We start from the raw sequence: 9,621 nt of genomic DNA, 5'->3' as shown, positions 1-9,621 counted from the left end.
AAGGGTGTGTAAACATATGAAGATGAGCGAAAAGTACAAAATGCCAGCATCTCGAGAACAAATGGGATTATGGCTAATACATCAAATGAAACAAGAATCAAATGCATATAATATAGCAGGAGTACTAGAATTTGATGGTAATTTAGATGTAACGATTCTAGAAGAAAGTGTACAGGCAATTATAAAGAAACATGAGTCTCTAAGAACTAATCTTAATTTTATTGAGGGATCCATTCAACAAATTATTCGTTCTGAACTTAAGGTTCCTATAAACTTTGTCAATGTAGAAATGAACAAACCGGCAGAGAAAGAATGGGACAAGTTAGTTCATCAAGAATCAATAAAGGTATTCGATTTAGAAAATGAACCTCTCATACATTTTACTTTAGTCAAATTTAGTAATAACCATCATCGATTAATTATAGTTATGCACCATATTATTGCAGATGGTTGGTCAGTAAAAGTACTAATTGATGATCTGACAAAGGCCTATAATTCTTTACTTACTGAAGGCAAGAGTAACCTTGATGAATTAGATATTCAATTTGCAGATTATGCAGCATGGCAAGATCAAAATTTCCATAAAAATAAGTTTGATCAAGCTATTTCTTATTGGAAGGGAAAGTTTAATGCGCCAATTGAGCGACTTGATCTACCAAAAGATTATAAAACAGACGCAATTAACCCAGATGAATCTGGAAATTTGACTTCTATTATTGATAGGCAATTGTATAATAACATAAGGATTTTTTGTGAAAAACACCAAATTACACCTTACATGTTTTTAATGTCAGCTTTTGCATTTCTTATAAATAAATTTTCAAGAAAAAGTAATATTATTATAGGAACACCAGTTGCAAATAGACCTTTTAAAGAACTTGAAGGTGTTATTGGAAATTTTGTGAATACACTTCCAATAGTGTTCAACATAGATTCAAATTCAAGTGTATCTAATTATATAAATGAAGCTAAAGATGAAATCTCATTAAGTTTCACTAATCAAAATTTACCTTTTAGTGAAATAGTTAAAGCAATAGCTCCAGAACGAACATACGAAGCCAATCCACTAACTAACATTATGTTTGTTATGCAAAATATGCCAAAAAGTTCACTTAGTTTGAACGATCTGAAAATAAATGCCTCAGAAATTAATGCAAAGCAAGCCAAATTTGATATGACTATGTTTATTTCTGAGGAGAATGATATTCTTAATATTAATTTTGAATATAAGAAAAACCTATGGCATGTTGAAACAGTTTCTAGTTTGATTTACGCATACACAAAAATTTTGTGTGAGTTTATTAAGAACCCTGAAAACCTCTTGTCTGATATTAATATATTCGATAGTAATTTTCACACGAACCATAGTATTGGTAAGGAACAAAATAATATCGAATACCCAATGGAATCAATAATAAAGCGATTTGAACAAAATGTTATACAAAATCCTAGTAAACCCTGTATAGAAGATGGAGAGATAACTTTAGATTATCTAACTGTAAGTAATAAAGTTAATCAATCGACAATCCATTTACTAAATAAGGGAGTAAAAGAAGGAGATTTTGTAGGAATATATATGTCTAGATCTTCTGAATTTATCATCCAATTTCTTTCTGTAATTAAGGCTGGAGCTTGTGCAATTTTACTTGATAAAAGTCTACCAAAACAAAGAGTTGAGTCAATGTTAAAGAGAGATAATGTAAGCTATTTAATTACAGAAGAAATCCTAGATTTTGATTTTAAAGGTAAAATAATTATTACTTCTGGTATAAAAGAAATGGAGTATGATGAATCTCTAATTCCAAAAGAGAATATTAATAATCCTCTTTATATGATATATACATCTGGATCTACAGGGTTACCAAAAGGTGTTATTGTCAACCAAAGGCAGTTTTTAAACTATCTTAATTTTGCGGAAAACACATATATAATTCCTTTTGAAGGGGAATATGCTTTATTACATTCTTCTATTTCTTTTGATTTAACACTTACTAGCGTGTTTTTACCACTTTTCTCTAACCTTACTATATTAATTAAGAAAGATGACGAGATAAATGAATTAAATAGAGTTATTTGTTCAAAGAATAAATTTCGATTCATTAAGCTGACTCCTTCACATTTAGACATAATAAATCAGGATTTAAATTCTTGGTATAATCATGTTTCTTGCTTAATTGTAGGCGGAGAACAACTTTATAATCATCATATTCAAAAGATAGAAAATCAGGATATGGTTATATTCAATGAGTATGGTCCTACAGAGAGTACAGTAGGTTGTTCAATTGAGGAGATACGGTACCCTTTTAATAAAAAAAATATAACCATAGGCAGAGAAATTCCTAATGTTTCGTTGTATATACTCGATGAAAACTTAAATGTCTTACCGCCAGGGTTCCCAGGTGAATTGTATATTGGAGGAGATAGCGTTTCTAACGGTTATCATCAAAATCCTAAAACCACTTCTCAGTTGTTTATTCCTGACCACTTATCTGACATTCCATCAAAACGCCTTTATCGTTCGGGGGATATATGCCGATTAAATTACGATGGAAAAATTGAGTATATTGGCAGAAAAGATGAGCAGGTAAAAATTAGAGGATACAGAATAGAAACTGGAGAAGTTGAAAACACAGTAAAAATCCAATTTAAAGAAGTAAAAAGGGTTGCAGTGATTGCTTCAAAAGATCACAACCAATTACTCTGCTATTACACTTCGGATTCTGAGTTAAGTTCTGAAAAAATATATAAAAAACTTTTGAATGTTTTACCTAAATATATGATTCCTAATTTATTTATAAAACTTGATAGTATTCCTCTTACTTCGAATGGCAAATTAGATAAAAAGAAGTTACCTTATCCTGATTTTAATCAGGAAATTTTAGAGGACGATTCTTATCCAAAAACTGAAACAGAAAAAAAGCTATTAAATATTTTCTGCGATGTCTTAAATATTAATAAAATTAATGTAGAAAAAAGTTTTTTCCATTATGGTGGTCATTCACTAATGGTAATGAGTGTTATAAGTAGAATAAAAGAATCTTTCTCTATAGATCTTTCACTAAAAGCATTTCTTAAGTCTCCTACTATTAGAGATATAGCTGAGACAATTGATTCATTAGAGCCTACTGCTAATAGCAAGTTAATATCAAAAATTAGTGATAATCCCGCAGTAGCTTCTTTTGGTCAAGATCAAATACTTTTAATTAATGAAATAAATCCAGAATCTCATGGATACAATATACCCGGTGGTTTTGAATTTATAGGAGATATTAACCTTCTTGCAATGAAAAGAGCATGGGAACAAGTAATACTTAGACATGAAATTCTAAGAACTCAGTTTATAAAGGAAGATAACTCTGCTTATCAATTAATTTCGGATGATATTGAGTTGCCGTTTACGTATATTGACCTATCTCAAGATGAAAATCCCCTCAAGGGCTGGGAAGAAATATGTAAGACTGAAACACATAGAATATTCAATTTAGAAACTGCACCTTTATTTCATATTTCGTTAGTGAAGTTAAATAAAAATAAACATAGATTGCTCTTTGTCATTCACCATATTATTTTCGATGGCTGGTCGGTTCACCTATTAATTAAAGATTTTCTTGAATATTATCAGCAGTATGATGAAAAAAGCTACAAAAATAGTCTTGCACCTTTGGATATTCAATATCGAGACTATGCTGCATGGCAAAAGAAACAAGAAAGCAGTGAACTATTCAATAATCAAATAAAATACTGGGTGAATAAATTTAAAAAAGCATCAAAAACACTGGAGTTACCTACTGATTATCCTAGAGGGTTTAGTAGAGATAGAAAGGGATTACATCATATAACTGCCTTACATCAAGATACTGTTACCAAATTGAAAGACTATGCATTTAAATCAGAATCATCCATGTTTTCTTTATTGATATCCTGTTTTGGGCTAATGTTACAGCGATACTCAGGGAATGAAAAAATTATAGTTGGGACTCCTGTTGCTAATAGAAATGCATCTACACTTGAAGATTTAATTGGGTATTTTGTAAATACCATTTCTATCTCTTTAGATGGTTCAAATAACCCAACTTTTAATGAGTATTTAGAAAAAAATAAACAAGATATTAGCGAAAGTATGTCTAATCAAGAGGTTCCTTTTGAGAAAGTAGTTCAAGCAATTAATCCCGAGAGAAATATCAATAATAGTAGTTTATTTCAGGTAATGTTTGTCCTACAAAATACACCAACTAAAGAAGTAGAATTACCAAATATATTGGTTAAATCTTTAGATATAGAAAGTTATTCTACTAAGTTTGATTTAATGGTTATTGTAGAAGAACAAGCAAATGGAAACTTAATTGCAAACTTTGAATATGATACAAATTTATTTAAAACAGAAACCATCGTATCAATGTCTGAGGTTTTTGAGCAAATCATTAATTCGTGTATATCAGAACCACATAATCAGCTTAATACCATATCAGTCATTCCTGAAAAACAGAAATCATACCTGTTACAGGAAAGTTTCACAAGACTAGATAGTATCCCTTTAGATCAAACATTTTCTCAGTTGTTCTACAAAAAAACCAATATTCATGCAGATAAAATGGCAGTTGAAGATGATGAAAGAATATTAACATATACAGACTTATGGAATGAGTCTGCAAAAGTGTCAAAATATCTTTTAGATAATGATCTAAAACAAGGCGATATATTACCCATTATTATGGATAGGTCAAGTCGCTTTTTAAGTTCAATAATAGGTACTTTCAATATACGTGGAGCATACGTCCCAATTGATCCTTACTATCCTATAAGTAGAATAAACAATATATTAAGTCAGATTAAATGCAAAGTTGTACTTTCTGAAAGAAAGTTTTCGGATATTTTCAAACAAGTTGATTCTGATATTAAAGTAATTTACTATGAAGATCTTCCAACACCCGATGGGTTATTTGATCTAGAGATTTTACAGTTTATTAAGGAAGGAAAACCCAGGGATTTAAGCTATATTATATTTACTTCTGGTTCAACAGGAACACCAAAAGGAGCTATGGTGGAGCAAAAAGGCATGATAAATCATCTTTATTCTAAGATTGAAGATTTAGAATTAAAAGACGATAAAATTATACAAAATGCTTCCCAAAGTTTTGATATCTCTGTATGGCAGAATTTAGTTTCTCTTTTGACAGGAGGAAGCGTATACATTACTAATCAAGAGGTATCTACAAACCCAATCAAATTGTTTCAATATCAAGCTGATAAAGAGATCGATATTTTAGAAGTTGTACCTTCTTTTCTAAGAGTAGCATTAGATATGGATATTAGTATTAATACTAATGCATTAAAGTATCTCCTTGTAACAGGAGAGGTATTGCCTGTTAACTTAGCTAATAGATTTTATCGAAAATTCCCTGATGTTAAATTGGTAAATGCTTATGGTCCAACGGAATGTTCTGATGATGTTACTCATTATTTTGTCCCTGTAAATCAATCAGAGAACTTAATTTCAGTTCCTATTGGTAAAAAAATAATAAATACTAATATATATATATTGGATAAACATCTTAATTTGGTTCCTGATGGGGTTCCTGGAGAACTTTATATTAGTGGTGAGGGAGTAGGTAGGGGATATTATAATAATCCTAAACAGACTGCAATTAGTTTTATTCCAAACTCATATTCTGATGGACTCGCTTCGAGATTATACAAAACAGGAGATTTGTGTCGTCATATTGGAAACGGTGTTTATCAATTTATTAATCGAAAAGATAGGCAAGTGAAGGTTCGTGGTTTTCGAATTGAGTTAGGTGAGGTTGAGCAGGCAATTATGCAAATGGAAGAGATAAATGATTGCGTAGTTTGGACATATGAACAAGAGTCTCATACAAGACTAGTTGCTTATTATCTATCAAAAAATGAGGTAGATATAGATTATTTCAAAGCAATCCTAAGTGACAAAATACCAGGTTATATGGTTCCTTCAAATTTCATAAAAATAGATAAGATACCTTTGTCTTTAAATGGGAAAATAGACTACAAGCTGTTGCCTTATCCAAAAACAACTATTCACACAGCAGATAAATATGTCGCTCCTACTACACCATTAGAGATAGAGATTTCTAAAATTATAAGTGAAGTGCTTAATATTGATAATATAAGTACTACATCTAATTTCTTTGAAATAGGGGGCTATTCGCTAACTGCAACTCAAGTAATAAATAAAATTAATCAATGTAAAAATCTTTCTGTTCCAATTCGTATTATATTTGAGAAACCTACGATTAAAGATTTAGCAAAAAGTATAAAAAATGAATATAGTACTAGTTCCCAGGTTAAAATTAGTAAGGTTAATAGGAACGTGAGAATTCCAGCATCCTATGGACAACAGCAACTATTACTTATAAATAAAATCATGCCAGATGATTATTCTTATAATGTTTCTGGTGCTATGGAGTTTATCGGAAACATAAACATTGAGGCATTTCAAAGTGCTATATCTCAAATCATAACGAGACATGAAGTACTTAGAACCGTTTTCTATGAAGAAGAAGGAGAATTCTATCAAAAGGTACTTAATTCAGTACCTACCCCTTTAGAAATTGTAGAGAATAAATCGTGGTCTGATATAGTGCTAGAAGAAGGAAGAAGGCGTTTTAATTTTGATAAAGGGCCTTTATTTAAGTTAACTTTATTAGAAGTGGCAGATAATCATTACAAGTTAATGGTTGTTATGCACCATATTATCTCAGATGAATGGTCTATTAAAATTTTGATGGAAGAAGTATCTTACTATTATAAATCATTTAAGACTCAGGATGCTCTTCCAAAATTAGAGTTCCAATTTGCTGATTATGCCAATTGGCATAAACGGTTACTTGGTTCAGGGGTGCTTAACAACCAGTTAACTTATTGGAAAGAAAAACTAGAGGACTTTAATGAGACTCTAGAAATTCCAAGTGATTTCCCAAGAAAGCTTGATTGGTCAAATATAGGGAAGAATATTTCTTATAAAATGACTGAGATTTCTAAGGATACTATTAAAGAAATTTGTAAAGAAAATAGTGTGACACCATATGTATTTCTGTTAAGTGCCTTTGGTGTTTTACTTCAAAAGTATTCAGGAATGAAAGCTGTAACAGTGGGTTCACCGGTATTAGGAAGAAAGAATGCTGCTATCGAAGAATTAATTGGTTATTTTGTTAATACGGTGGTTATGAAACTAGATGGCAGAGATAACCCAAGTTTTAAAGAGTTTTTGAGAAGAGTAAAAGAAGATACTGTAGATTCATTAAATAATCAAGACGTACCGTTTGAAAAGGTTGTTGAAGCATTACACCCAGTTAGAAATATGGAGCAAAACCCTTTATTTCAGGTTATGTTTGTTCTCAATAATATGAATATGAAAGAAATTGACTTACCTGATGTGGAAGTAAGGACTCTGCCTATTCATAACAATACAGCCAAATTTGATTTGATGTTTGTATTAGAAGAACGAGATGATGGTTATGTTGTAAATATTGAATTTGATAGCAGTCTATATAAAGAAAGTACAATAAATAACCTTTTCAACAGTTACAAAAAAGTTATAGAAGACATTACTTACGATCAAAATTTATTATTATCTGAAATAGACGTGTTGGATAGAAACTCCTATGCAAAGGTAGTGACGAATTGGAATCAAACGGAAGATAAATTCCCTACAGACAAAACATACTCGCAACTTCTTAAAAACGCAGCTATTAAACATTCAGAAAAAATTTGCGCGTCCGATCACGAAAAAAGTCTAACTTATAGTGAAGTTTGGAATCGCTCATGTATAGTAGCTGCTGAGTTGATAGCAAATAACATTAATGTTGGAAGCCATGTATCTTTATATTTAGAGCGCTCTACAAATTTCTTAGTGTCTATGATTGGTGTCTTTCATTCAAGAGCAGCTTATGTACCAATAGATCCTAACTATCTTAAGGCTAGAGCTTCTCAGATTTTAGATCAAAGTAAATCTGACATTATTATTGCAGAAAAATCTCTAGCTAAAGATGTTGAAAAAATTAGTAATGGAATACCTATACTTTATATTGAGGATTTGTTAGAAACTAAATGTATTGATACATCATTAGTTGAACAAAGAATCCATCTAGGTAAAGAATCAGACTTATCTTATGTTATATTTACTTCAGGTTCTACTGGCCAACCAAAAGGAGTTATGATTGAGCAAAAGGGTATGATAAATCATCTATTTGCTAAAATTAGAGACCTAAATATTGAAAAGGATACAATCATTCAAAATTCGTCGCAATCTTTTGATATTTCTGTTTGGCAAAATCTTATTTGTCTTTTAACAGGTGGAAACGTTCATATAGTAAACCAAGATGTGGCAATGAACCCATTAACTTTATTCTCTGAAGCAAATAAAGTTAATGCTACCATTTTAGAAGTGGTTCCCTCTTTGTTAAGAGCTGTGTTGGATTTAAATGAGTCTGTTTTGATTTCAAATTTAAGATTTTTAATAGTTACTGGGGAAGCCTTGCCTAACGATATTTGTGAAAAATGGTATAAGAATTTTCCTCATATACCTATTATTAACGCATATGGGCCAACAGAGTGTTCAGATGATGTTACACATTATTTTGTTCCAACAAGGATAGATCAAGAACCTATTCCATTGCCAATAGGATTTCGCTTATCAAATATAAAAATTTATATTCTTGATGATTTTCTAAGACCTGTACCAATCGGAGTAAAAGGTGAATTGTTTATAGGTGGTATAAGTGTTGGCAGAGGATACATTGATAATCCGCGAGAAACAGCAAAGTCATTTATACCAGATCCTTTCTCTAGTGAAAAAGGAGGTAGGCTTTATAAATCTGGTGACTTATGTAGATATTTACCTGATGGAAGCATACAGTTCCTTGGTAGACTGGATCATCAAGTTAAAATAAGAGGATTTAGAATAGAAATTTCAGAAATTGAGTTTGCAATACGAAAACATAAAAACATTAGTGATTGTGTGGTGGTTCCTAACAACCATAATAATCAAGATCGTTTGGTATGTTACTATGTAAGCGAAGAAAAAATGGAAAACATTCAATTTAAAGATTATCTTATGAAACTGTTACCTAGTTATATGGTTCCATCATTTTTTATAAGGATGGATAAACTACCTCTTACTCCAAATGGTAAAATTAATCGTGCAGCATTACCTAAACCAAATGATAGTATAGATAATTTAAATCAGGATTTAGAATATGTAGCACCTAAAACTGATATTGAAAAACAAGTATCTACTATCATGGGTAAACTGTTAGAGGTATCCAAAGTTGGATTGAATAATAACTTTTTTGATATAGGTGGCCATTCTTTACTTGTTAATAAATTAATTATTGAAATTGAGAGAGAATTTAGTTACACATTAGGATTTAGAGACTTTTTTGAGAATCCAACAGTTGAGTCAGTAGCTAGGTTTATTATGAAAGATATTGAAGCAAAGGATAATTTAATAGCTGCTATTGAATTGTTAGACGAAAATGAAGCTATTGAATTATTAAATAGGATGGAAAAGGGAGAAAGTGCTGAGAGTATATTAAAAAGACTGAAATTATAAGCAAGTTATATGTGAGGTCGTTTCTTATATAG

The 9,621-nt window shown here is 30.7% G+C and carries 1 protein-coding gene; it reads left to right on the top strand.

Translation table 11 applies throughout. From position 1 onward, the window contains the following. The first annotated feature begins 16 nt into the window (after nt 1–16). Nucleotides 17–9,589 carry a non-ribosomal peptide synthetase gene (locus BM121_RS01190; protein WP_175495269.1) on the top strand — a complete coding sequence of 3,191 codons (9,573 nt, stop codon included), beginning with the start codon at nt 17–19 and terminating at the stop codon, nt 9,587–9,589. Nucleotides 9,590–9,621: the final 32 nt, after the last annotated feature.

This window comes from Gracilibacillus orientalis (assembly GCF_900114645.1).
Classification (GTDB): domain Bacteria; phylum Bacillota; class Bacilli; order Bacillales; family Amphibacillaceae; genus Gracilibacillus; species Gracilibacillus orientalis.
Note: the sequence above shows the minus strand (reverse complement) of the source record. Positions and strands in the feature narration are given on the sequence as shown.